The following is a 21,512-nucleotide window of genomic DNA, read 5'->3' on the forward strand; positions in this document are numbered from 1 at the left end:
ATGCTAGCATATATATTATGGACAGTGCTTTATGTGTTGTTAATAGTTATTCCTCTTATACTTGTAGTTGCTTATTATACATACGCTGAGCGTAAAGTTATTGGTTATATGCAAGATAGAATAGGTCCAAATAGAGTAGGATCGTTTGGATTGTTACAGCCGATATTTGATGCTTTAAAACTTTTTCTTAAAGAGATCATTGTCCCAACAAATTCAAATAGGTATTTGTTTTTCATAGCTCCGATATTAGCATTTGCTCCTGCTTATGCTGCTTGGGCAGTTATTCCTTTTTCAAAAGGCGTAGTATTGTCAGATATGAATTTGGGGCTTCTATATATATTAGCAATGACATCTTTCTCAGTGTATGGGATTGTAATAGCAGGATGGGCATCTAATAGTAAATATTCTTTGTTCGGTGCTCTTAGAGCAGGTGCGCAGGTTGTATCTTATGAATTAGCTATGGGATTTGCAATCGTTGGTGTTGTAATTGCAGCAGGATCTATGGGAATAACTGGGATTATTGAATCTCAAACTGGAGGTTTGTGGCATTGGTACTTTATACCTTTGTTCCCATTATTCGTAGTGTATTTCATTGCAGGTATTGCTGAGACTAATAGAGCACCTTTTGATGTGGTTGAAGGTGAGTCAGAAATTATTGCTGGTCATCATATTGAGTATACAGGATCTAGATTTGCACTTTTCTTCTTAGCAGAGTATGCAAATATGATTTTGATTAGTATTTTAACTTCAATCATGTTTCTAGGAGGCTGGTGTTCTCCATTCGAGGCTACTCCTTTAGAAGCTGTATTTAGCTTTGTGCCTGGAGTTGTATGGTTGTTTGCTAAAACCGGTATATTTATGTTTATGTTTTTGTGGGTGCGTGCGACATTCCCTAGATATAGATATGACCAAATCATGCGTCTAGGTTGGAAAATATTTATACCTTTAACATTTGTTTGGGTTGTAGTAGTAGCTTGTATGGTTAGGTTTGGTGTAGGACCTTGGTGGTAAAAAGGATAATATTATGAGAAATATAACAAGTTTTTTTAAAACCTTTCTACTTTGGGAACTTCTAAAAGGGATGAAGGTCACAGGTAAGCACTTTTTTACACGTAAGGTTACTGTGCAATATCCTGATGAAAAAACTCCGATATCTAATAGATTTAGAGGGTTACATGCCTTAAGACGTTATGAGAACGGTGAAGAAAGATGTATTGCTTGTAAGCTATGTGAGGTTGTATGTCCAGCATTGGCAATTACAATTAACTCTACTGAAAGAGAAGATGGGTCACGTAGAACATCTAGTTATGAAATAGATTTATTTAAGTGTATTTTTTGTGGTTATTGTGAAGAGTCTTGTCCAGTAGACTCTATTGTTGAAACCAATATTCTTGAGTATCACTTTGAAGAGCGTGGTGAAAATATTATGACAAAAGCTAAGCTTTTAGCTATTGGTGATAAATACGAGGCACAGATAGCAGCAGATAGATTACAAGATAAGGATTTTAGGTAGAGAAATGGTAGTAACAGATATTTTATTTTACATATTTGCATCACTGGCTATTATTTCTGCTTTAGTGCTAGTTTTGGCGAATAATCCAGTAAACTCTGTAATAGCAATGATTTTTACATTTGTATTTACAGCAGCTGTGTGGATAATTTTTCAACAAGTATACTTAGCATTGTTGCTTATAGTTGTATATGTTGGTGCAGTTTTAGTAATGTTTTTGTTCGTAGTATTTATGCTGGATCTACATGTTGAGAAACAAGGTAGAGTCGGAAGATTCTTCTATGCTTTCGCAGCTATTATAGTTTGTGCAATATTTGCTACTGTGATTAGCTATGCTGCTACTAAAGTATTCGCAGGAGACTCTATGCAGGGTGGTGTTGGTGGACTTAAAGTTATAGGTCTAACAATGTTTGATAATAGTAATCTATATGTGTTTGAATTAGTTGATTTCATTTTATTAGCAGCAATGACAGCAGCAATTACATTAACATTGAGATCTAAGCGTAAAGGTAACAAGTCTGTAAATCCTGCACAACAGGTCAAAGTTAGAGCAAAAGATCGTCTAACTATGGTTAAGATACCAAGTAATAGAGAGGGTGCTAGAGATGAATAGTATTTCAGTTTCAGTTACGAATGGTTTGATTTTTAGTACATTGCTATTCGTAATAAGTGTTGCAGGCATAATTATAAACAGAAGAAATATTCTTATACTTTTAATGTCGATAGAATTGATGCTTCTAGCAGTTAACACTAATTTTCTGATATTTGCTAATATGCACCATCAAGCGATGGGCGGCGTTTTTGTTTTCTTTATAATGGCTGTGGCAGCAGCAGAAACAGCAATTGGTTTAGCTATTGTTGTTGCAATATTTAGAAAACGTAAAACTATTGATTTAAGTAAACTCAATACACTAAGAGGTTAAGAGCAAACTATGATAATAAATACTCAAGTAGCAGCTGTACTAATAGCAGTCATAGTGTTATCACCATTGCTTGGTGCTCTGATTGCTGGATTTGGCGGCAAGTCTGTAAAGAATGCAGGTGTTAACTTTTTTACAATTTCTTTATGTGGCCTTTCTTTTGTCCTTAGTGTAATTTTAGCCTATGGTGTTTTTGCTGGATCAGAAGTTTATTCTGTAAGTTATTACCAGTGGGCTCCGATTTCAGATAAGTTTACATTTGATGTTGGTTTTACTGTTAATAAAATAACTGTATACATGATGTTGATAGTAACTTTTGTATCGACATTAGTGCATGTTTACTCTATTGGTTACATGAAAGGTGAAGAAGGCTATGCAAGATTTTTTGCATATATTTCAGGATTTACCTTTGCAATGCTCTGCCTAGTTATGGGTAATAACTTCTTATTACTATTTTTTGGATGGGAAGGCGTTGGTTTATTTTCATACTTACTAATTGGCTTTTATTTTAATAGAGATAAGGCTAACGTTGCTAGTTTGAGAGCATTCATTGTAAATAGAATTGGTGACTTAGGCTTTTTGCTAGGTATTGGGGCAGTTATTTTATACACTGGATCTATTGACTACACAACGGTGTTTGCAGCTTTATCAAATATTGATAATACTCAGACTATTCACTTCTTAGGTATGAGCTTTAGCCCTGTTACATTGATGTGCTCGCTTCTTTTCATTGGTGCTATGGGTAAATCTGCACAATTTCCGCTACATTCATGGCTAGAGGGTTCAATGGAAGGCCCAACACCTATTTCAGCACTAATCCATGCTGCTACAATGGTTACAGCGGGTGTGTTTATGGTTGCTAGACTTTCTCCAATGTTTGTACTATCACCTGCTGCACTAAGTTTTGTACTTATTATTGGTGCGATTACATGTTTGTTTATGGGCTTAATTGCGATAGTACAGACAGATATAAAAAGAGTAATTGCATATTGTACCCTTTCTCAGCTTGGGTATATGATGGTAGCTCAAGGTGCTGGAGCATTTTCTATTGGGATGTTCCATCTGATGACGCATGCTATGTTTAAAGCATTGTTATTCTTAGCGGCTGGTTCTGTAATAGTTGCGATGCATCACGAGCAAGATATTCGTAGAATGGGTGGTTTGAGAAAGTATATGCCTGTTACATATTTGTGTATGCTTATAGGTGCTTGGGCACTTGCAGCATTACCTCCATTCTCAGGTTTCTTTTCAAAAGATTTGATTATTGAAGCAGCGCAGTCTACGACTGTATACGGTCACCAGTTTGCATACTACATGGTATTAGCATGTGCATTTGTGACATCTTTTTATATTTTTAGAATGTTTTTCTTGGTATTTCACGGTAAAGAAAGAATGTCAGAAGAAGAGAAGTCTCATATCAAAGAGTCGCCGTTTAGTATATTAATTCCATTAGTATTGTTGGCTATACCTTCAGTATTTGTTGGAGAGTATTTCTTCACAAGTATTTTATCGCAAAATCATGGATTATTTGGTGATACTATAACTTCATATGTTCAGGCGGGACTAGGTGGAGAATCGGTCACAGCTCATCTTGCTAGTGAACCTGCTACTGCTAGTTCTATAGCATTTATAAAACATTCAATATCAACAGTACCATTTTGGTTAGCTTTTAGTGCTTTAGTTTTGGCTTATATCTTGTATGTATGGTTGCCAGTTATACCAAGAGTCCTTGCAAATGCTAAGTCTGGGTTTGGTATTGTTTATCATATTTTAGTTAAGAAATACTTTATTGATACTCTTTATGATGTTGTATTTGTTAATATCTTCTTGGCTATTAGTACTTTCCTATGGAAAGCGGTAGATATCTTTATCATAGATAAAACAATTGTACATGGCACATCTAGTCTAATTTATCATACTGGCGATAGTTTTAGAAAAATTCAGCGTGGATATCTGTTTGACTATGCTTTTGTAATGATGGTCGGTGTGTTGTTATTTATGATTTTGCTAATATCAGTATAGGTAGAGGGTAAACTAGTATTATGAATTTAGGTAATTACTTATTAAGTTTAATAATTTGGCTTCCAATAGTTGGTGGCTTTGTTGTATTAGCGACAAGAACAAAAGAGTTGCATGGTGATGCTGCACGTTGGGTAGCTTTGGTATTTAGCTGTTTAACTTTAGCTTTATGCATACCTTTGGTAGCATCTTTTGATTATAGTAGTTCTGCAATGCAGTTCCAAGAATCAGCAAAATGGTTCAAAGTATTTGGCATGCATGATATTTATTATGGTCTAGGTGTTGATGGGTTTTCAGTCTTATTTATTGTTTTAACAAGTTTTGCTACTTTAGTTATTGTTCTAGCAGCTTGGACTTCTATCAAAACAAAAGTTAGACAATACATGGCAATATTTTTGATCACATGTGGTCTAACAAATGGTGTTTTCTGTGCTACAGACTCTATACTCTACTATGTTTTTTGGGAAGCGCTACTGATACCAACTTGTTTGGGTATTGGTATTTGGGGTGGTAAGAATAAAGCGTATGCTGCTGTTAAATATTTTATGTATACTTTCTTTGGTTCGGTGTTCTTACTAGCTGCGATTTTATATATTCAAACAAGAGTGGCAGCATCTCCAGCTGATGTATTAGTAAGTGCCGATACATATTCAATCCAAAACTTTATCGCATGGGCTGCTCAGTCAAATGGGTTAGCAGACTCTGTTAAGTTTACACTTACTGCTCAATGGTTAATATTCGGTGCTTTCTTCTTAGCTTTTGCAGTTAAAATTCCGATGTGGCCATTCCATTCATGGTTACCAGATGCTCACTCAGAGGCTCCAGCTGGAGGTTCTGTTATACTTGCAGCACTTATGCTTAAACTAGGTGCTTATGGTTTCTTAAGATTCGCAATACCGATGCTACCTGAAGTTACAGCGTCATTAGAGTATGTACTGATAATTATGTCTTTGATAGCTATTGTCTATGTTGGTGTGGTTGCAGTTGCTCAGACTGATGTCAAAAGACTAATAGCATATTCATCAATTTCGCATATGGGTCTTGTTACATTAGGTTTGTTCTCTATATTCATACTTAAGAGTGCTGATCCTGTGCTTGGTACAACTAATGCGCAATTAGCACTACAGGGTGCTGTATTTCAGATGATTGCTCATGCGTTTTCTTCTGGTGGTATGTTTATCGGTATTGGCTATCTGTACTTAAGGATGCATACAAGAGAAATATCAGATTTCTCAGGCGTAGCTAAGACTATGCCTATATTTGCAATGTTTTTCTTACTTTTCTGTATGGCTAATGTAGGTTTACCTGGTACTAGTGGCTTTGTCGGTGAGTTTATGATTTTATTGGCTGTATTCCAGTACTCTCCATTAATAGCATTAATTGCTGGTTTAACTTTGGTCATAGCGCCAATTTATACTCTGTGGATGTATAAGAGGGTGTTTTTTGGAGAAGTGGTATCTACGCAAGTAGCAAACCTGACTGACTTAAATAAGATGGAGCTGTTTGTATTTATATTGTTAGCGGTACCAACTTTATTGTTTGGTTTTTATCCAGAACCGATATTGCATCTTTCAGAAGCTGCTTCGGCTAATATTGTTGGTTTATCTCTATAGGGTGGTGTTTTGATTATGAGTTTATCAATTCTTTATATATTACCAGAAATACTATTAGCACTAGGTGTGATAGTTGTAATGTTTTCTGGGCTTTTTTTACACGGTAAAATTAGGAATATTAACTACATATTCTTTCAAGTATTTACGCTACTTGCTCTTGTTGCTACTTTTGCCAAAGAATATTTGATTCAAAATAGTAGCTCTGTTTTTGAAGGACAAGTTGTATTTAGTGGTTTTGCTTATACGCTACAGTTAGTGATACTTGTATTAGCAGTATTTGTGGCACTATATTCAAGAGAGTATGTAACAGATAGAAAAATATCAGACGGTGATTTTTATACACTTTTGATGCTGTGTGTGTTAGGTGCGATGGTTCTTACAGCAGCACATAGTTTGGTTACGATCTATATAGGTTTAGAGTTATTGTCATTACCAATGTATGCATTAATAGCAATCTATAGAGATTCTAGTACAGGTCTTGAAGCTGCTATTAAATATTTCGTACTAGGAGCTATTGCTTCAGCTTTATTGCTATTCGGTATGTCATTTGTATATGGTATGACAGGTCAACTTGATATTACAGATATTGCAACTGCACTTTCGCAAGGAAATTTCACAGGCTTAGAACAGCAGTTCTTACTTGTATGTTTAGTTATGATGATAGCAACCTTCTTATTCAAACTAGGAGCTTTCCCATTTCATATGTGGTTGCCAGATGTCTATCAGGGTGCGCCAAACGCTGTTGCCAATATTGTTGCGACTATTCCAAAAGTAGCGGCATTCGCTATGCTTGTTAATATTTTATTTGTAGGCTTTCCATCGCTTAAAGACTCTTGGATATACCTATTCAGAGTTATAGGTATATTGTCGATATTCTTTGGTAGTTTAGTAGCTTTATCGCAAACAAACGTTAAGAGACTTTTGGGTTATTCAACAGTATCACAAATAGGTTTTGTTTTATTGGCTACTACACTTAATCCACAAGGTTATGCTTTAACAGCGGCAAGTTTCTATGTAATAGTTTATGTTTTTACTACTCTAGCAGCATTTGGGGTATTAACTACAATCTCTGTTGGCGGCTATGAAGTACAAGATCTCAAAGATTTAAAAGGCTTTAATACTAAAGATTCATGGTTAGCATTTATATTACTAATCGTATTATTCTCTATGGCTGGTATTCCTCCATTTGGTGGTTTCATAGCAAAATTATTTGTCATCATGGGCTTAATTAATGATGGTAGTTATGTATTAGCATGTTTTGTACTATTTATGGCTGTTGTTGCATCATTCTATTATGTAAGAGTCATTAGGACTATGTACTTTGATGAGCCAGAGAATAATGAGACAGTTAAACCGCCAATGACATCTCTTATAGCGCTAAGCATCAACGGCTTAGTTCTTTTATTTTTAGGTATTATGCCAATGCTTCTTCTTGGGGTTCTTACTCAAGTTACTAACGTTATTTAAGTTTCAATAGTTTATTGCCTATTCTTGTCATAACTTTTATACTTCTATATAAAGATAATTTAATACTATTTTTCTATGAAAGAAATTTTAGGTCCTATCAACGATGTAATCAAAAACTCGAAAGATAATATTATCAATAAAAGTTTAAAAAAACTTGATGTGGTGAGTAGAGAAGAGTTTGAAATACAGAAAAAAATTCTTTTGAAGACACGTCAAAAATTAGAGCAGATCGAGGCTAAATTAGATAAATTAATAGCCGAGAAAGAATGAGATGTCTTTAGCTATTCTAAGATGTCGAGCTCAACTGGGCATTGAAGCACCACTTGTCTCTATAGAAGTGCATTTGTCAAATGGTCTGCCAGGTTTATCAATAGTAGGTTTACCGGAGGCGGCTGTTAAAGAAAGTAAAGATCGTGTTAGAAGCGCTATTATAAATTCTGGATTTAATTTTCCAAATAAACGTATCACAATTAATCTTGCTCCTGCTGATCTACCAAAGAGTAGTGGAAGATTTGATTTGCCTATAGCACTAGGTATTTTATATGCGTCAGGCCAAATAAACATTGTTAGAAATGTTGAAGATTTTGAGTTTGCTGGAGAGTTGTCTTTAGGTGGAGAGCTAAGAAAAATTTCTAGTGCGATACCAATGGCTATTAAGTGTGTTGCGAATGATAGAAAACTTGTGATACCTGTTCATAATGAAAAAGAGATTGCTTTAGTTGAAGATGTTTGCGCATATTCTTTTGAAACTCTAAAAGAAATCGTAGATTTTTTATCTGGTGATGATAAAGCTCCGGTAGAGCAATTGCAAGAAATTGATTTTGAAAGATTATATTCTGATTTAGAAGATGTCAAAGGGCAGTATCAGGCTAGACGCGCTTTGGAGATTGCAGCGGCAGGTGGTCATAATATTCTTTTAGTTGGTCCGCCGGGAACTGGTAAGACAATGCTTGCTAGTAGGCTCAACTCTATTTTGCCACCATTAGATAAAAAAGAAGCCCTTTCATCGGCGATGATTGCTTCAATTAAAGGTGAAGCAGGGATAGCAGAAAGTTTTTATAAAAGACCATTTCGTCATCCTCATCATACGTCTTCAGGTGTTTCTTTGGTCGGAGGTGGTAGCAACCCTATGCCTGGTGAAATATCTTTAGCTCACAATGGAGTATTATTCCTTGATGAGTTGCCAGAGTTTGATCGTAAAGTTCTAGAGGTTTTAAGAGAGCCACTCGAGACAGGTGTAGTTAATATCTCTAGGGCAAAATGTCAGGTAGAGTATCCAGCTAACTTCCAATTGATAGCTGCTATGAATCCTTGTCCGTGTGGGTATTTAGGATCGCAGTATAAAGAGTGCTCAGATTCAATTCAATCAATTAGAAGGTATCAAAGTAAGCTTTCGGGACCTCTTTTAGATAGGATTGATTTGCAGGTTGAGGTTCTTGAGCTAGCAAAAGAGGATCTAACAAATCAAGAATTAAGAGGCGAAAAAAGTAATATAATTAGAAAGCGAGTTAAAAAGGCACGAGATATCCAGATCACTAGGCAAGGTAAAATAAATTCAATGCTAACAAGTAAAGAGTTGGATGAGGTTTGTGATCTTAACGAAGAAAGTAAAAAGATGCTAACACTAGCTATAGAAAAGCTTGGACTATCTGCTAGAGGGTATTATAAAATACTCAAAGTTGCTCGAACAATAGCTGATTTAAGCGGATGCAAGAAAATTGAAAAACTAGCAATCCAAGAAGCTATAGGTTACAGAAAAATGGACAAGTTTTTTAAATAGTCCTTCATAAATAAATTTAATTTAAAGGTATGTTTTAAGTATGAGAGAGTTGTTTTTAGATGCTTTTAAGCATGAGAAATTAGAAAAGCCACCAATATGGATAATGCGACAAGCTGGTAGATACTTACCAGAATATCGCGAAGTAAGATCAAAGTTTGAGAATTTTATGGATATGTGTCGCAATGCTGAGGCTTGTTGTGAGGTGGCACTACACCCATTAGAAAGATATGATCTTGATGCTGCAATTGTGTTTTCAGATATTTTAACTATTCCTGAAGCAATGGGTATGGATCTGAAATTTATTAAGGGAGTTGGTCCTGTATTTTCTGATCCTATTGAGTCAGAAAAGGATTTGAATAGGTTAAAGTCAGCGCAAGATAGCGTGGGAGATTTGGAATATGTTTATAATGCCGTCAGAACTACAAAAACTGCTATAAATGTACCTCTTATAGGCTTTACTGGAAGTCCATGGACACTTGCGGCGTATATGGTTGAAGGATCTGGCTCAAAACAATTCGGTAAACTAAGAAAAATGATGTACGCAAATCCTCAATTGATGCATGCACTTCTTCAAAGGTTAGCTGATATAACAGTAATTTACTTACTTGAACAAGTCAAAGCCGGTGCTAGTTCTTTAATGATTTTCGATACTTGGGGAGGAATTCTACCTTTAGAGCAGTATAAAGAATTTTCATTAAAGTATATGGAGTATATTGCTAAAAATGTGAAGCAGAAATCCAATGTTCCTGTGGTTTTCTTCACAAAGGGAGGTTCAAACTTTTTTGAGGAGTTGAAAGACAAGTCATGTGATGGTGTTGGTGTTGATTGGAATGTAACTCTAGATCAAGCTCGTCATAGAATAGGTGTGGGTAAGGTTCTGCAAGGTAATTTTGATCCAGCATTTTTATATGGCACATCTGATAGTATTAGAAACACGGTTAAGAAAAATATGGAATTTATTCAGTCTGATAAGCTAAATAACTATATTGTTAATTTAGGTCATGGCATTTACCCAGATATTAATCCTGATAATGTTAAAATTATGGTAGATGCAATAAGAGAATTCAGTGTTTAAAAAAACAAACTGTCATAAAGCTTGACATCTGTTAAAATGTTGTTATTATATATTGTCATAGACGCGGGGTGGAGCAGCTTGGTAGCTCGTCGGGCTCATAACCCGAAGGTCGTAGGTTCAAATCCTGCCCCCGCTACCAAAAGTTTTTATTTTATAAAGGCCCTTCAAGGGCCTTTTTGCTATCTAAAGGGTATGCAAAATCTAAGGGGTGAAAATGTTACTAGATGATTTGTATGAAATAGTAGAACCCATCACAGCTGATTTAGGCTATATTTTATGGGGAATAGAGGTCGTGGGTGCTGGTAAGCTTACTATACGTGTTTTTATTGACCATGAGAATGGTGTTTCGGTTGATGATTGTCAGGTTGTAAGTAAAGAGGTGAGTGCGATTTTTGATGTGGAAGATCCTATCTCAGATAAGTATGTTCTAGAAGTGTCTTCTCCAGGGATGAATCGCCAAATTTTTAATATTATTCAAGCGCAAGCTTTGGTAGGATTTAATGTTAAGGCAGTTACCATAACTCCAGTTGAGTCTCAAACAAAATTTAAAGGTGCGCTTGAGAGAGTTGAAGGCAATAACGTTATTCTAAAGCTTGATGATGGCAGAGAAGTCAGTTTTGATTTTGATGAGCTTAAGAAATTTAGAGTTTCGCCAGATTTTAGTTAGATAGAGGAATTAGGTATGAGCAAAGAATTATTGTTAGTATTAGAAACTGTAGCAAATGAAAAAGATATTTCAAAAGATCTTTTGTTTGAGGCTATGGAAGAAGCGTTAGCTATTATAACTAAAAAAGAGCTTGACGAGCACATGAATATCGAAGTCAAAATCGATAGAGTTACAGGCGACTTTAAAGCAGATAGAGTTTGGCATATTGTGTCAGAAGATGAGGATTTGATTGATTATTCTAAAGAGCTTTACGAAGATGTTGCGCAAGAAAAAGGCTACGATGTGAAGGCTGGTGATGTGATACGTGAATCTGTGGAAGTTAAAGAGTATGGGCGTATCGCTGCTACTATGGCAAAACAGATCTTAATGAAAAAGATTAAAAACTTCGAAAGAGAAAAGACTGCTAGATTTTATCAAGGTAAAATTGGAGATATCATCTACGGAGAAGTAAAAAGAGCAACTTATGAGATTTTAGTTATTGATCTTGGCAATAATGCTGAAGGTATTCTACCTAAGAAAGATTTGATCTCAAGAGAGAGATTCCGCGTTGGTGATAAGATTAGATCATGTGTTGAGAGTGTTGAGGTTGATGAGTTCGGTAAACCAAGCACGGTTATGCTTAGTCGTGCTAGTAACATGATGCTTAAAGCTTTATTTAAATTAGAAGTTCCTGAAGTTGAAGAAGAGCTTATAAATGTTGTAAATGTTGTGCGTGAACCTGGTTTTAGATCAAAGGTCACTGTCAAGAGTAATGATCAGCGAATAGATCCATGTGGTGCTTGTGTGGGTGTTAGAGGATCAAGAATACATTCTATTATGAGTGAGCTAAATGGTGAGAAAGTCGATGTTATTCTATGGGATGAAGATATGGTTCAATATGCGATCAACTCTTTATCACCTGTTGATTCTGAAGATATTTTGGAAGTAAATGTTGATGAAGAAACTAATTCAATGGATATAGTTGTTAAACAAGAAAGTTTATCAAAAGCTATTGGTAAGAGTGGAGTTAATGTTAGATTGGCAAGTGCTTTAATCGGTTGGAAGATAAATGTTTTATCTGATGCTGAGCAAGAAGAAAAGCAAATGTCTATAGTCGAGAAATTTGTTGAAGCGTTAGATATTGATCATGATTTTGCTTTAGTACTAATAGAAGAAGGTATTGAAACGTTAGAAGATTTAGCATATTTAGATAGAGACGAGCTTTTGGAAATTGAAGGCTTTGATGAAGAGATTGTAGATGAGCTTCAAGAAAGAGCAAAGGCAGTGATTTTATCTCAAGCATTAGGAGGTAAGAAGCCAGCTGAAGATTTACTTAATATGCAGAGCATGAATCAGGAGTTGGCAGATAAGCTTGCTCAAAATAATATAGTGACAATGGAAAATCTGGCAGAACTATCTGTGGATGAGTTGCTTGACATTGTTGCTATTGATGAGAAACAAGCAACAGATTTAATAATGCAAGCAAGAGCCCCTTGGTTTGAATAGGAAGTACGAATCAAAATAGTACAAAGGAGAGGGAAATGGCAGAGATTACAGTTGGCCAATTGGCACAACAAACAAATAAAGAAGTAAGCGCGTTACTGAAGCAACTTAAATCTTTTGGTATAGAAAAAAGTAGTGAAAAAGATACTTTGACTCCGGAAGAAATGAAAACTCTTTTAGATAAGATTAATAGTGCTAAAAATACTGTTACTAGAAAGAAAGTAACTTCTCTTAAACTTGATGGTAAGCATAAGATAAATGTTTCGGTCAAGAAAAAAAGACGAGTTGCAAAAAAAGTAGAAGAACAATCTCCGGCTAAAGTAGACGAGTCTATTGTTGAAAAGCCACAAGTAGCACTTGATGCCAAAGATAATAAAGTTGTTGAAAGTGTAGAAAGAGAGTCTGTTAGTCTTGTACAACCTCAGCAAGAAAAGCCTGTTACTAAACCAGTTATAAAAGATAATGGTTTTAAGATAACTGCTATGCCTGAAGTCAAAACTCAAGACAATAACTCTCAGGATGAAGAAAAGTCATCTGAAGATAAATCTACAGAGTCTAAAAATAGTAAGAAAAAGTCTCCGAAGAAAGTCTTTACTGAAAGTAGTAACAGCACTAATACTAAATATAAAAGAGAAGAAGAAGAGAAGAAGTCCAAAGCTAAAAAGGCTAGTGGTAAAGGTTTCAAAAAAGCTAATCCAAGACAGTTGTCACAACTTGCGGGTGATTTGGAATCATTTGATGAGTTTGGTAGTAAGAAAGGTAAGTTAAAAGCGCCTAAGGTTAAAAAACAAGAGTTTACAATGCCTGTCGAAAGTGCTGTTAAAACAGTTGAAATACGTGAAGGTATTACAGTTAGTGATTTGGCTAATAGAATGGCAGTCAAAGGCGCTGAGATTGTTAAAGTATTATTTAATATGGGTGTGATGGCCACAATTAACCAATCATTAGATCAAGACACTGCGGTTTTGATTGTTGAGGAAATGGGGCATAAATATACATTACATAATGAAAATGCTCTTGAAGAAGCTGTGACTACTGTTGATAGAAGTTTACATAAGAAAATATCTCGTGCGCCTGTTGTAACTATTATGGGTCACGTAGATCATGGTAAGACCTCTCTATTAGACTATATACGTAAAGCAAGAGTTGTGGCAGGAGAAGCTGGTGGTATAACACAGCATATTGGTGCATACTCTGTTAAAACAAGTAAAGGAGCTATTACTTTTTTAGATACTCCTGGTCATGAAGCTTTCACATCAATGCGTGCTCGCGGAGCTAAGAGTACAGATATCGTAATCCTTGTGGTTGCAGCAGATGACGGGGTTATGCCTCAGACTGAGGAAGCTATTCAGCATGCTAAAGCAGCAGGTGTTCCAATCGTTGTTGCTGTCAACAAAATTGATAAGCCAGATGCTGATCCTGATAAGGTTGTCGGTGAGTTAGCGCAACGTAACGTTATTCCAGAATCTTGGGGTGGAGAAGTTATGTTTGCAAATGTTTCTGCTAAAACTGGTGAAGGCGTTGCAGAGTTATTAGATGCTGTGTTATTACAATCTGAAGTTCTAGAATTAGAAGCATTTGCTGAAGGTTTAGCTGAAGGTGTTGTTATTGAGTCTCGTCTAGAAAAAGGACGTGGTCCAGTTGCAACAGTACTAGTTCAGAATGGTAGTCTTAAACAAGGTGATAATATCTTGTGTGGTACTGAGTATGGTAGAGTCAGAGCTATGCATGATGATTTAGGCAAACAGATCAAGTCAGCAGGGCCGGCAACTCCAGTTGAAATACTAGGTTTATCAGGTGTTCCAGCAGCTGGTGATGATATGGTTGTTATTGAGAATGAGAAAAAAGCTAAAGAGTTAGCAGCTCAAAGATCTCAAAGACAAAAAGAAGCTAAGATAGCTCAAGAGCAGTCTCTTAAACTTTCTAATATGTTTAGCAACATGGGCAAAGAAGGTGAGCAACAAACTCTTAAAATTATCCTTAAAGGTGATGTACAGGGTTCAGTTGAAGCTATTAGAGAGTCATTGCTTAAACTTTCTACTGATGAGGTTAAGGTTGACATAATTGCAAGTGGTATAGGAGCTATTACGTCTTCTGATGTGACATTAGCTGTTGCATCAACGGCTGTAATTATTGGTTTTAATGTTAGGGCAGATAGTGCAGCGAAGAAACTAGCTGAAGGCGATGGCGTAGAGCTTCGCTACTATAACATTATTTATGATTTAATTGATGATGTTAAGAAAGCGATGACTGGTTTATTGTCTCCAGATATGAAGGAGCAGATTATCGGTATAGCTGAAGTTAGAGAAGTGTATAGATCTTCTAAATTTGGATCGATTGCAGGTTGTATGGTTATAGAAGGCACTGTTAAGCGTACAAATCCAATTCGTGTATTGCGTGATAACGTTGTAATATATGAAGGCACACTTGAATCCTTAAAGAGATTTAAAGATGACGCAAGTGAAGTCAAAAAAGGTATGGAGTGTGGTATAGGTGTCAAAAACTATAACGATGTGCGTGAAGGTGACCAGATAGAAGTATTTGAAGTTATTGAAGTTGCTAAGGAGCTATAATTATGGCAGCAGAAGGTAGAGTGCAGCGAGTAGCGAGTGAGCTTCAAAAGGTGATATCTTTGCTACTGCGTACAAAAATAAAAGATACTAAGCTTGCTACGGCAACTATTACCGAGATTGAGCTTTCTAAAGATCTATCTTATGCAAAAGTGTATTATACTTGTTTGGATATTCAAGAGGCTCAAAGTATTGCCAAAGCCTTTGAAAAATCAAAAGGTTTTTTTAGATCATCTATAGCTAAATCGCTAAATCTTAGAATAGTTCCAAATCTTAAGTTTATCTACGATAAGTCTCTTGATTATGGGATGGAAATGGAAGGAAAAATCCAGCAGGCTCTAGAAGCTGATTCTAAAATAATCAAGCAAGATGATAAGTCGTTACAAGAAAACTATAAAGATAGTGATAAAGAAACAAAAGTTGAAAAATTAAGGTAGGTGGCTTATGAGCAAACTTACTATTATTCGCGGTTTTAATGATATTCTTCCTCAAGAAAGTTACAAGTGGCAGTTTTTAGAGTCAAAAATAAAATCAATTCTAGATAAATATAGTTATGATGAGGTAAGGCTGCCCGTCTTAGAAAAAAGTGAACTATTTCATAGAAGTGTAGGAGAAACATCGGATATAGTTTCTAAAGAAACCTATGATTTTGTAGATAGAAGTGGAGAAAGTCTAACGCTCAGACCCGAAGGAACGGCTGGTTGTGTGCGTATGGTAATCGAAAATAGTTTGGCTAATAGGGGACAAACACAAAAGCTTTGGTATTCTGGTCCTATGTTTCGCTATGAGAGACCTCAAAAAGGTAGGTATAGACAGTTTTACCAACTTGGTGTTGAGGCTTATGGCTATGATAGTGTTGCGATAGACTTAGAAATTCTTACTATTGGCTGGAACTTATTTAGAGATCTGGGTATTTCTAAATGTATAACACTAGAGTTAAATAGTCTTGGATCGAGTTCTAATAGACAAGAATACACAAAAGCATTGTTAGAGTATCTAAAACCATATCATACGCAGCTTGATGAAGATTCAATCAAGAGATTGGACAAAAATCCTCTGAGAATACTTGATTCTAAGAATGAACAAACTCAGCAAATATTGATTAATGCGCCTAAGCTTATTGATTTTATCGATAAAGACTCATTGGTGAGATTTGAGCAGACATGTGAGTATCTTGATAACTTGGGAGTTAATTATCGAGTTAATCAAAAATTGGTTAGAGGTTTAGATTATTATAGTGGATTAGTTTTTGAGTGGACAACTGATCGGTTAGGAGCTCAAGCAGCAGTATGTGCTGGCGGTCGTTATGATAATTTGATAGAAAATTTAGGTGGTCAAAAAGCAGGTGCTATTGGTTTTGCTATTGGCTTAGAACGCCTATTGCTTTTACTTGAGAATGAAGGTGAACTCCCAGTTGAAGATAATAGAAGTGATGTTTTTTTCGTATTAGATAATAATCATCTACATAGATCGTTACTAGTAGTCGAGAATATTCGTCAAGAATTGCCGGCATTAAAAATAGATATGGATTTGAAATTTGGTAGCTTTAAATCACAGTTTAAAAAGGCAGATAAATCAGATGCTAAAATTGCTGTAATAATCGGTCAAGATGAATTATTGCAACAGACTGTTGGTGTAAAATATTTACAACAAGATAAGCAACAAGAGCAAATTCTTTTGAATGAATTAATAAATTTTCTAGAAAAAATAGCTATATGAAGTTACATAATATAAAAGGTTATGCTTGGATAGTTGTAGGTCTGAGCTCATTTTTACTCATTGATAAATATATAATGAATGTGTCTCCTAGTCTGATAGCAAATGAATTGATGACTAGTTTTTCGATAAATGCTACAGAAATGAGCGCTATGGTATCATTATTTTTATGGTCAGTAGTGTTTTGTCAGTTTTTTGTAGCTGGGCCAATTATAGATAAGCTAGGATTTAGAAAGGTCAGTTTTTTTTCATTAATTCTATCTGCAATAGGATTGATACTATTTGTTCTTTCAGCTGACATTCATAGCTTTGCGCTTGGTTGTGTTTCTCGATTGATGATTGGAATAGGTGCTTCATTTGCTACGGTTGGTTATATTAAAGCTGCTGCAGTTTGGTTTGATCCACGTAAATTTGCTTTTGTTTGTAGTTTTTTAATGACTGCTGCAATGATGGGTGCTTTGCTTGGGCAAGTTCCGCTTGTGTATCTTATTGAAATTACAGGGTCATGGCATAGAGCATTAATTGGTTATGCTTGTTTTAGTATAGTTATGGCTTTATTATATTTGGCTTTAGTAAGAGATTATAATCCCGAAGCATCATTTGCAAATGATTCAAAAGGAAATACTGGGACTCTTGCAGGTATAAAAAAGGTACTTATGAACAAAAATAATTGGTATCTTACTTTATATACAGGACTAACCTTTACAACGATAGATGTTTTTGGCGGTATTTGGGGTAATAACTATTTCAGAGAATTGTATGCTATTCCAGCAAAAGAAGCTTCGTTTATTGTATCAATGATGTTTCTTGGACTTGCCATAGGCTCACCAGTAATAGGTAAGTTATCTGAAAAATTTGATAATAGAGTTAAAATTATGATAATTTTTCATATAATTGCTACAATCTGTTTGGCTTTGGTTTTACAATTTAAGCTTACGCCAGGAATTTCAGGAGCTTTATTGTTTGTATTTGGATTCTGTTTAGGAGTATACATGCTTGCTTTTGCGATAGGTAATCGTATAAATCCAATAGTTGTAGCTGCTACTGTAGCTGCTCTGATTAATACTGGTGAACCATTGCTTGGGGCATTATTTGATCCTTTAATAGGGCATTTGCTTGATCTAACATGGACTGGTCAATATATAGATGTTCATAATCAGATTACGAATGTAGCTGCAGAAGGAGCTCATAGGTATTTTCACATAAGTGCTTATCATAATGCTTTCTTGATTTTAGTGTTTAGTATGATTGCATCTTTTTTTCTACTTGTTTTAGTTAAAGATAAAGAAGTTAAATAATGAATTTAGATGATATTTATCTCCAAAAAGTTCGCGAGCTTGATTTAAAGGTTGATTCTTTACAGCTTGAAGCTATCAGAGGTTTGCAAGAAATAATAGATCAGATATTAGTAAATAAAAAAACAAAATTTGGCTTTCTTAAAAGATCACTATATCCATCTGTAAAGGGATTGTATATGTGGGGAGGTGTTGGTAGAGGAAAGACTTTCATTATGGATATTTTCTATAATAATCTACCGATAGAACAAAAAAGAAGACAGCATTTTTCACACTTTATGAAAGGTATTCATTCTGAACTAAGGAAGTATCAAGGTTATAAGAATCCTATATCAAAAGTCGCTTATGATATGGCTAAAGATATGCGAGTTATTTGTTTTGATGAGTTTTTTGTCGAAGATATAGCTGACGCTATGATTTTAGGAAATGTTTTTACGGAGTTGTTTAAACTTGGTGTAACTCTTGTAGCAACTTCAAATATTGAGCCAGAAAATTTGTATAAGAGAGGTTTGCAGAGAGAGTTGTTTTTACCAGCTATTGATGTTTTGATAAAAAACGTGCATGTTTTAAATCTAGATTCTGGGGTTGATTATAGATTCCGTTTGCCAAATGAATATTTAAATTATATTTATCCATATAATGAGCAGAACCGTAAAAATTTTTTTGATAAATTTTTCCTTAGAAATCAGTACTTTGACAAAGATACTAATATAGAAGTTTTGGGTAGAAAGATTTTTGCTATGCTTGTAAGCCATAAAGACATATGTTTTGATTTTAGAGTCATTTGTGGTGATGGACGTAGTTCTTATGACTATATTGATATTTGTAGTAAGTATGAACAAATTTTTATATACAATCTGACAGGATTTGATCAATATAATGAAGATATGGCAAGAAGATTTATTGCTCTAATAGATGAGTTTTATGATCAAAATAAGAAAGTCGTAATTTTGGCTAATAATGATTTTACAGAATTATATGAAGGTGAACGTCTGAGATTTGAATTTCAGCGAACAATTAGTCGGCTTAATGATATGCAGAATACTAATTTTGGTGTTTTAGATGAATAAGGTTCAATTTATTGAAGTTGCTGATGATGTTATAGAACAAAGAATCGATAATTTCTTGATAAGTAAGTTTTCACGTTTACCAAAATCATTAATTTACCGCTGGATTCGTAAAGGTGAATTACGAGTTAATAAAAAAAGGGTTAAACAAACCAGTCGTGTAAGTGCTGGAGATATTATTAGAGTACCGCCATTTAGCTTAGAAGAGAGTGTAGAAGTTATAAAAGTATCTAAATCTCACTTGGATTTTTTAGAACAACGAATTTTATATGAGACAGATGATTATATCGTTGTTGATAAACCATCAGGTATGGCTGTCCATGGCGGTTCTGGGATTAATTCGGGTTTGGTGGAACGGTTAAGACAGTTGCGTCCTAAGGTTAGACGCTTGGATTTGGTGCATAGACTTGATAAAGAAACATCAGGTTGTGTGCTGTTAGCGAAGAAACATAGCTCATTGGTTTATTTTTTTGATATTTTCAAAGAGCGTAAAGTAAATAAGATTTATTATGCTTTAGTTCATGGTCATTGGGATGAAAAAATAGATGCAATTGACTTGCCGTTAAGTCGTACAGAAACTAAAGATGGTCAACGAATAGTTAAAGTTGACAAGCGAGAAGGTAAAAGAGCTCTTACAAGAATATTGTCAGTACAAAAAATAGGCGATTACAGCTTACTAGAAATCAAGTTAGAAACTGGTAGAACACATCAAATTAGAGTTCATACAAGAGCTATGGGACATCCGATTGTTGCTGATAAGAAATATGGTTATATGATTGATGATAAAAAACTACTAGCTAAAGGAGTTGATAAGTTATTACTTCATGCTGGTAAATTAGAGTTTTATGATGAGAAACAGCGGAAGCTGATATCTATTGAAGCAAAATTAGATTCAAGGTTTGATGAGTTTGTTAAAACAAAATAGTTTTATTTTAATCTTTATTGTCTTTTATCATTAATAATACTACTAGTGATGCTATCATGCTTATTACAAGGGTTGTAAATGCAAAATGGTAAGAACTTAAATCAAAATATTTAATATCGTTAGGACTTGTGTGTTGTGAAACAATTTCTCCGGCTTTGTTTAGGTATTTTCCAGTCCATGACCAATCTAAGAAATAGCCGATCAAAGGATCGAAGATCGCTCCTAATATAGGTTCTCCTGTATTAATAAAAGCTGCTACTGTTGCAGTTATGATTATAGGGTTTATACGATTTCCTATGGCAAATGAAAGCATATATATTCCAAGACATAATCCAAAAATGAAAAGTAATATTGCTGAGAGTGTAGCACTTGTTTTAGTAAGTAAAACAAAGCTTAAAGCAATAGAACCTATTATGTGAAAAAAAATCATTACTCCTTTTCGACTATCAAGGATCTCTGATAACTTTCCTATAATCGGGGAGCCTATTGCCATGCCAATAAATATCATTGATATAATACTGGCTGCTTCTTCACGTGATAGGTGATAGGCTTCTCTAAAGTAAGCATTGCCCCAGAATCCAGCAAAGGCATCTACTGCTGTAAAACTTAGACCGACATAGAAAGTTAAAAGCCAGTTATTTTTATTTTTAATGACTTCTTTGAGTGCATCAATAGTTTTTAGCTGATTACTTGGTGAGCTAGCTTCTGGTTGTTTTGGATTGAAGTCACGTACAATTATATAGTAAAGTACACCAATCAATAAGCTAGCTACCGCAAATAACAGCATCGCCATCTTCCAATCGCCACATAATGTTATCAAATATGCTAATGGAGCCTGCGCACAAAGAGCTCCTATCATAGCAGCAGTTGCTAGAAAACTAGCAGCAAAAGCAAATTTACGAGGCTCAAACCAAACTGAAACGGCCTTAAGATAAGAGATGGTAGCGAAAGAGACACCCATGCCTGTGATAATTCTAGCTATATATGCCATGCTCAAGCTACCGAGATTACAGGCAACAACAAACAGGATAACTCCCATAGCAGAAATAGTTATAGATATAGGACTAATTAGTCTAAAACCAAACTTATCTATAATTGGGCCGGCAAGAAACAGTTGACAAATAATTATTGACCAAAAAAACGCAGAGCCTAAAGCTCCCGTTTGAGTTGCATTAGTATGGAAGCTAGACATCATATCATCTGTGATAAGACTAGGAAATACCTGCATTATATATTTGTCAAAAAGCAAAAAAGAACTAAGAATGATAATTATCCATGCATATCCGCGAATATTGTGAATTTTTTGTTCCATACTATATTTATTTTAGTTGGCTTAAGAGTATAAGTTTAAGTTCCTGAAATATATAAATCAAGCCTAAAGCTTTTCTTTGTCTAATATAAGCATT

Annotated in this window: 19 protein-coding genes and 1 tRNA gene; 19 read left to right on the plus strand and 1 reads right to left on the minus strand. The window is 35.0% G+C overall.

The genetic code is table 11. The annotated features are described in order from the left end of the window. The 19 genes from nuoH to ACKTR7_RS02955 all read left to right on the plus strand — a co-directional run bounded on the left by nuoH (position 1) and on the right by ACKTR7_RS02955 (position 20,106). A complete protein-coding gene (gene nuoH, locus ACKTR7_RS02865; RefSeq protein WP_407876939.1) occupies positions 1-1,011 on the plus strand; it encodes an NADH-quinone oxidoreductase subunit NuoH in 1,011 nt (336 codons plus the stop codon). Positions 1,012-1,024: 13 nt separating this feature from the next. After that, positions 1,025-1,513, plus strand: coding sequence for an NADH-quinone oxidoreductase subunit NuoI (nuoI, locus tag ACKTR7_RS02870; protein ID WP_012280348.1), 489 nt, complete (start codon positions 1,025-1,027; stop codon positions 1,511-1,513). A 4-nt stretch (positions 1,514-1,517) separates the two neighbouring features. Beyond that, complete coding sequence (locus ACKTR7_RS02875; protein ID WP_044526967.1) at positions 1,518-2,123, plus strand: NADH-quinone oxidoreductase subunit J; 606 nt, start codon at positions 1,518-1,520, stop codon at positions 2,121-2,123. Then, complete coding sequence (nuoK, locus tag ACKTR7_RS02880) at positions 2,116-2,433, plus strand: NADH-quinone oxidoreductase subunit NuoK (protein WP_004286961.1); 318 nt, start codon at positions 2,116-2,118, stop codon at positions 2,431-2,433. The genes ACKTR7_RS02875 and nuoK overlap by 8 nt, the downstream gene beginning before the upstream one ends. Before the next feature lie 9 nt (positions 2,434-2,442). Beyond that, positions 2,443-4,452: an NADH-quinone oxidoreductase subunit L gene (gene nuoL / locus ACKTR7_RS02885; RefSeq protein WP_407876940.1), complete on the plus strand. Its 2,010-nt coding sequence runs from the start codon at positions 2,443-2,445 to the stop codon at positions 4,450-4,452. Between the two features lie 20 nt (positions 4,453-4,472). Beyond that, on the plus strand, positions 4,473-6,062 hold the full coding sequence (locus ACKTR7_RS02890; protein ID WP_012280349.1) for a complex I subunit 4 family protein: 1,590 nt from the start codon (positions 4,473-4,475) through the stop codon (positions 6,060-6,062). 15 nt (positions 6,063-6,077) lie between these two features. Next, on the plus strand, positions 6,078-7,529 hold the full coding sequence (locus ACKTR7_RS02895) for an NADH-quinone oxidoreductase subunit N (RefSeq protein WP_407876941.1): 1,452 nt from the start codon (positions 6,078-6,080) through the stop codon (positions 7,527-7,529). A 75-nt stretch (positions 7,530-7,604) separates the two neighbouring features. Next, positions 7,605-7,799: an accessory factor UbiK family protein gene (locus tag ACKTR7_RS02900; RefSeq protein WP_012280351.1), complete on the plus strand. Its 195-nt coding sequence runs from the start codon at positions 7,605-7,607 to the stop codon at positions 7,797-7,799. Position 7,800: 1 nt separating this feature from the next. Beyond that, positions 7,801-9,309 carry a YifB family Mg chelatase-like AAA ATPase gene (locus ACKTR7_RS02905; protein ID WP_407876942.1) on the plus strand — a complete coding sequence of 503 codons (1,509 nt, stop codon included), beginning with the start codon at positions 7,801-7,803 and terminating at the stop codon, positions 9,307-9,309. Positions 9,310-9,349: 40 nt separating this feature from the next. Then, positions 9,350-10,384 (plus strand): uroporphyrinogen decarboxylase, encoded by a 1,035-nt coding sequence (gene hemE, locus ACKTR7_RS02910; protein WP_407876943.1) that lies wholly within the window; start codon positions 9,350-9,352, stop codon positions 10,382-10,384. Between the two features lie 62 nt (positions 10,385-10,446). Continuing rightward, a tRNA-Met gene (locus ACKTR7_RS02915) sits at positions 10,447-10,523 on the plus strand. Between the two features lie 75 nt (positions 10,524-10,598). After that, positions 10,599-11,051: a ribosome maturation factor RimP gene (gene rimP / locus ACKTR7_RS02920; RefSeq protein ID WP_407876944.1), complete on the plus strand. Its 453-nt coding sequence runs from the start codon at positions 10,599-10,601 to the stop codon at positions 11,049-11,051. 15 nt (positions 11,052-11,066) lie between these two features. Next, positions 11,067-12,536 carry a transcription termination factor NusA gene (gene nusA, locus ACKTR7_RS02925; RefSeq protein WP_407876945.1) on the plus strand — a complete coding sequence of 490 codons (1,470 nt, stop codon included), beginning with the start codon at positions 11,067-11,069 and terminating at the stop codon, positions 12,534-12,536. Between the two features lie 35 nt (positions 12,537-12,571). Further along, positions 12,572-15,106, plus strand: a complete 2,535-nt coding sequence (infB, locus tag ACKTR7_RS02930) for a translation initiation factor IF-2 (protein WP_407876946.1) — start codon at positions 12,572-12,574, stop codon at positions 15,104-15,106. Between the two features lie 2 nt (positions 15,107-15,108). Then, positions 15,109-15,540: a 30S ribosome-binding factor RbfA gene (rbfA, locus tag ACKTR7_RS02935; RefSeq protein ID WP_222830401.1), complete on the plus strand. Its 432-nt coding sequence runs from the start codon at positions 15,109-15,111 to the stop codon at positions 15,538-15,540. Positions 15,541-15,547: 7 nt separating this feature from the next. Then, entirely contained in the window at positions 15,548-16,822 is a 1,275-nt protein-coding gene (hisS, locus tag ACKTR7_RS02940; protein ID WP_407876947.1) for a histidine--tRNA ligase, read from the plus strand. Further along, on the plus strand, positions 16,819-18,117 hold the full coding sequence (locus ACKTR7_RS02945) for an MFS transporter (RefSeq protein WP_407876948.1): 1,299 nt from the start codon (positions 16,819-16,821) through the stop codon (positions 18,115-18,117). The genes hisS and ACKTR7_RS02945 overlap by 4 nt, the downstream gene beginning before the upstream one ends. Further along, the gene (gene zapE / locus ACKTR7_RS02950; RefSeq protein WP_407876949.1) at positions 18,117-19,184 is read left to right on the plus strand and encodes a cell division protein ZapE; all 1,068 of its coding nucleotides are present in this window, start codon (positions 18,117-18,119) and stop codon (positions 19,182-19,184) included. Before ACKTR7_RS02945 ends, zapE begins: the two co-directional genes overlap by 1 nt. Continuing rightward, a complete protein-coding gene (locus ACKTR7_RS02955; protein WP_407876950.1) occupies positions 19,177-20,106 on the plus strand; it encodes an RluA family pseudouridine synthase in 930 nt (309 codons plus the stop codon). The genes zapE and ACKTR7_RS02955 overlap by 8 nt, the downstream gene beginning before the upstream one ends. A gap of 7 nt (positions 20,107-20,113) precedes the next feature. On the opposite strand, the gene ACKTR7_RS02960 is transcribed toward ACKTR7_RS02955, so the two are convergent. Next, a complete protein-coding gene (locus ACKTR7_RS02960; protein ID WP_407876951.1) occupies positions 20,114-21,418 on the minus strand; it encodes an MFS transporter in 1,305 nt (434 codons plus the stop codon). Between the last annotated feature and the right edge of the window lie 94 nt (positions 21,419-21,512).

Origin of the sequence: Francisella sciaenopsi, assembly GCF_045862875.1 — a bacterium.
GTDB lineage: Bacteria > Pseudomonadota > Gammaproteobacteria > Francisellales > Francisellaceae > Francisella > Francisella sciaenopsi.

Bases quoted from the DNA above. Each gene is read 5' to 3' on its own strand.
- nuoH (WP_407876939.1), top strand. From the start codon at position 1: ATGCTAGCATATATATTATGGACAGTGCTTTATGTGTTGTTAATAGTT.
- nuoI (WP_012280348.1), top strand. From the start codon at position 1,025: ATGAGAAATATAACAAGTTTTTTTAAAACCTTTCTACTTTGGGAACTT.
- ACKTR7_RS02875 (WP_044526967.1), top strand. From the start codon at position 1,518: ATGGTAGTAACAGATATTTTATTTTACATATTTGCATCACTGGCTATT.
- nuoK (WP_004286961.1), top strand. From the start codon at position 2,116: ATGAATAGTATTTCAGTTTCAGTTACGAATGGTTTGATTTTTAGTACA.
- nuoL (WP_407876940.1), top strand. From the start codon at position 2,443: ATGATAATAAATACTCAAGTAGCAGCTGTACTAATAGCAGTCATAGTG.
- ACKTR7_RS02890 (WP_012280349.1), top strand. From the start codon at position 4,473: ATGAATTTAGGTAATTACTTATTAAGTTTAATAATTTGGCTTCCAATA.
- ACKTR7_RS02895 (WP_407876941.1), top strand. From the start codon at position 6,078: ATGAGTTTATCAATTCTTTATATATTACCAGAAATACTATTAGCACTA.
- ACKTR7_RS02900 (WP_012280351.1), top strand. From the start codon at position 7,605: ATGAAAGAAATTTTAGGTCCTATCAACGATGTAATCAAAAACTCGAAA.
- ACKTR7_RS02905 (WP_407876942.1), top strand. From the start codon at position 7,801: ATGTCTTTAGCTATTCTAAGATGTCGAGCTCAACTGGGCATTGAAGCA.
- hemE (WP_407876943.1), top strand. From the start codon at position 9,350: ATGAGAGAGTTGTTTTTAGATGCTTTTAAGCATGAGAAATTAGAAAAG.
- rimP (WP_407876944.1), top strand. From the start codon at position 10,599: ATGTTACTAGATGATTTGTATGAAATAGTAGAACCCATCACAGCTGAT.
- nusA (WP_407876945.1), top strand. From the start codon at position 11,067: ATGAGCAAAGAATTATTGTTAGTATTAGAAACTGTAGCAAATGAAAAA.
- infB (WP_407876946.1), top strand. From the start codon at position 12,572: ATGGCAGAGATTACAGTTGGCCAATTGGCACAACAAACAAATAAAGAA.
- rbfA (WP_222830401.1), top strand. From the start codon at position 15,109: ATGGCAGCAGAAGGTAGAGTGCAGCGAGTAGCGAGTGAGCTTCAAAAG.
- hisS (WP_407876947.1), top strand. From the start codon at position 15,548: ATGAGCAAACTTACTATTATTCGCGGTTTTAATGATATTCTTCCTCAA.
- ACKTR7_RS02945 (WP_407876948.1), top strand. From the start codon at position 16,819: ATGAAGTTACATAATATAAAAGGTTATGCTTGGATAGTTGTAGGTCTG.
- zapE (WP_407876949.1), top strand. From the start codon at position 18,117: ATGAATTTAGATGATATTTATCTCCAAAAAGTTCGCGAGCTTGATTTA.
- ACKTR7_RS02955 (WP_407876950.1), top strand. From the start codon at position 19,177: ATGAATAAGGTTCAATTTATTGAAGTTGCTGATGATGTTATAGAACAA.
- ACKTR7_RS02960 (WP_407876951.1), bottom strand. From the start codon at position 21,418: ATGGAACAAAAAATTCACAATATTCGCGGATATGCATGGATAATTATC.